Here is a 3119-nt window from a genome sequence, read left to right on the forward strand (position 1 = left end):
TCTCCATGAAGTGGTGGCCGGTGGCCACGATGATCAGGTATTCGCGGCCGTCGGCCTCGTAGATCATCGGGTTGGCCTGGCCGCCGGCGGGCAGCGGCACGCTCCACACCGTCTTGCCGGTCTTGGTGTCGATGGCGCGGATCAGGTCGTCGGTGGCCGCGGCGACGAAGACCAGGCCGCTGGCGGTCGCCACCGAGCCGCCGTTGTTGGGCGTGCCGATCTCGATCGGCAGGCCGGTGGGCAACCCGAACGGGCCGTTGCGGCGGGCGGTGCCGAGCGGGCGGTCCCACAGGGTCTTGCCGGTCTTGAGGTCGATCGCGCGGATCCCGCCGTAGGGCGGCTCCTTGCACAGCATGCCGGTGAGCGGCAGGCGCCAGCCCGTATTCACGTTGACCGCATAGGGCACGCCGATCTGCGGATCGCCGGCGCCTTCGGCGTGGCCGTGGTCGTTCGGGTTGGCCGGCATTTCGTCGCGCGGCTTCCAGCCCAGCGCGTCGGCCTTGGCGCGCGGCACCAGGATGTTGTAGTTGGGCATGTCGTTGTAGTTGGCGATCAGCACGCCGCGCACCGGGTCCACCGCCATCGAGCCCCAGTCGGAACCGCCGTTGTAGCCGGGGTACTCGATGAAGTGGCGGTCGGCCTCGGGCGGGGTGTACTGGCCCTGGTAGCTGGCCTGCTGGAACTGGATGCGGCAGACCAGCTGGTCGAACGGCGTCAGGCCCCACATGTCGCGCGGCGTCAGGTCCGGCTTGCTGAGATGGTTGAACAGCGAGTAGGGCTGGGTGGGCGAGCGGCTGTCCGGCTCCAGGCCGCCCTGCGGCACCTTGCGTTCCTCCACGCCGAACAGCGACTGGCCGGTGCGGCGGTCGAGCACGTAGGTCTCGCCCTGCTTGGTCGGCACCACGATGGCCGGGATGGGGCCGTCCTTGCCCGGGAAGTTGATCAGGCTGGGCTGCGAGCCCTGGTCGTAGTCCCAGGCGTCCTTGTGCGCGGTCTGGAAATTCCACACCGGCAGGCCGGTTTCCACGTTCAGCGCGGTCAGCGACACCGCGTACTTGTTCTCCGCCGGCGTGCGCAGGCTGCTCCAGTAGTCGCCCGAGGCGTTGGCCACGGGCAGGTAGATCATGCCGAGCTTGTCGTCGCCGGTGAACGTGGTCCACACGTCGGGGGAGCCGGCCACGTAGTTCTCCGCCGCGCGCCGCCTGGGGCGGGCGCTGGAGGGTGGTTCGATCTCGATGGCGAGGGTGGAAGCGGCGCCGGTTTCAGCCGCCGCGCAGCGTCCGTCCGTAGGCGTGCACTTCGTCCACCAGCACCTTCACGTGTTCCGGGGCCACTTCCGGGGTGATGCCGTGGCCGAGGTTGAAGACGTGGCCGGGGTGGTTGCCGTAGCTGTCGAGCACGGCGCGGGCCTCGCGGCGGATCACCTCGGGGCCGGCGCGCAGCACGGCGGGGTCGAGGTTGCCTTGCAGGGCGACCTTGCCGGCCACGGCGTGGCGGGCGTCGGCGAGGTCCGTGGTCCAGTCCACGCCGAGCGCGGCGGCGCCGGTGTCGGCCAGGGCGGCGAGGTGCTGGCCGGCGCCCTTGGAGAACAGGATCACCGGCAGCTCGCGGGCCTGCGGGTCGGCTTTCAGCGCGTCGACCACCTGGGCCATGTAGCGCAGCGAGAATTCGCGGAACGGCGTGGGGCCGAGCAGGCCGCCCCAGGTGTCGAACACCATCAGCGCCTGCGCGCCGGCGGCGGCCTGGGCGATCAGGTAGGCGGCGACGGACCGCGCCAGCGTGTCGAGCAGGCAGTGGGCGAGCGCGGGCTCGTTCCAGCACATTGCCTTGAGCGTGGCGAAGTCGCGCGAGCCTTCGCCCTCGACCATGTAGCAGGCCAGCGTCCACGGGCTGCCGGAGAAGCCGATCAGCGGCACGCGGCCGTGGAGTTCCTGGCGGATCAGGCGTACCGCGTCCATCACGTAGCGCAGCTCGCCGTCCATGTCGGGCACGGCGAGGCGCTCCACGTCGGCATGGCTGCGCACCGGCCTGGCGAAGCGCGGGCCCTCGCCCTGGGCGAAGGAGAGGCCCAGGCCCATCGCGTCGGGCACGGTGAGGATGTCGGAGAACAGGATCGCCGCGTCCAGCTCGAAGCGCTCCAGCGGCTGCAAGGTCACCTCGCAGGCCAGCTCCGGGCTCTGCGCCAGCGCCATGAAGCTGCCGGCGCGCGCGCGGGTGGCGCGGTACTCGGGCAGGTAGCGGCCGGCCTGGCGCATCACCCAGATCGGCGTGGTATCGGTGGGCTCGCGGTGCAGGGCGCGGAGGAAGCGGTCGTTTTTCAGGGCAGCGGACATGGGGGTCTTTGGGTGGAGGAAGAGGCTTTTGGCAGGGGGATCGAGAGCACCCGGCCCCTGCCTCGGTCCTCTCTCTGGTGGGGAGAGCGTGAGGGTCGCATGGTTACCGCGAGCTGCCCCCTCTCCCCTTGGGGAGAGGGTTGGGGTGAGGGGGGGCACGGGTGCGAAATCTTTGCTTCGAGCGAGCTTTGTCGTGAGCACCTGCCCCTCATCCCAACCTTCCTCGCTCCTCAAGGCCGGCGCCATCCATGGCGCCTCCCCGCGTACTCCCCGGTGGGGAGAAGGAGCGAGCGTGCCGTGCGGGTTCGCTGCCGGCTTGGCGTGGGGCGATCCCATGCGCCCGGCGTTCCTCAAGCTCACTGGGAGTAAGGGCCTTCCTGGCCCTGGGCGAACATCACGCGGTAGCCGCGCTTGAGCTGGGTGTCGCGCGCCTTCTCGAAGGCGGCGAGGGCGTCGTCGCGTTCCAGGAACTGCTCGCGCCGCAGCGTGGCGCGGCCGCCCTGGGTGCCCGATTCGCGGTACAGCGTCCAGCCGCCGAGCAGGTCCTGCTCCAGCACGATCTGCACGTAGCGCGGAGGCTCGCTGGAGGTCGGCATGGTCTGCAGGTAGAGGCGCATGGCGTCCGGGTTGTCGGAAGGGGGCGGGGAAAGGCTCGGGTCCGTCATTCTAGGAGCGTGGGCGGCAGGAACGGAACATCGGTAAAGTTGCCGTCATGCCGACGACCTACCGCCCCTACGCCCCGGACCAACTCCTGCTGCTGCCGCCCTCGCTGAAGGAGTGGCTGCC

Annotated in this window: 2 protein-coding genes and 1 pseudogene; all 3 read right to left on the bottom strand. The window is 70.4% G+C overall.

What is annotated here, in order from left to right:
• Window positions 1–1168 (bottom strand): annotated as a pseudogene (locus ACH65_RS04465) (outer membrane protein assembly factor BamB family protein); the annotation flags it as partial.
• A 94-nt stretch (window positions 1169–1262) separates the two neighbouring features.
• Window positions 1263–2333, bottom strand: coding sequence for a uroporphyrinogen decarboxylase (gene hemE / locus ACH65_RS04470; RefSeq protein ID WP_049621387.1), 1071 nt, complete (start codon window positions 2331–2333; stop codon window positions 1263–1265).
• Between the two features lie 356 nt (window positions 2334–2689).
• Window positions 2690–2950: a WGR domain-containing protein gene (locus ACH65_RS04475; protein WP_049621388.1), complete on the bottom strand. Its 261-nt coding sequence runs from the start codon at window positions 2948–2950 to the stop codon at window positions 2690–2692.
• Window positions 2951–3119: the final 169 nt, after the last annotated feature.

Origin of the sequence: Frateuria defendens (assembly GCF_001182895.1) — a bacterium.
Classification (GTDB): domain Bacteria; phylum Pseudomonadota; class Gammaproteobacteria; order Xanthomonadales; family Rhodanobacteraceae; genus Frateuria_B; species Frateuria_B defendens.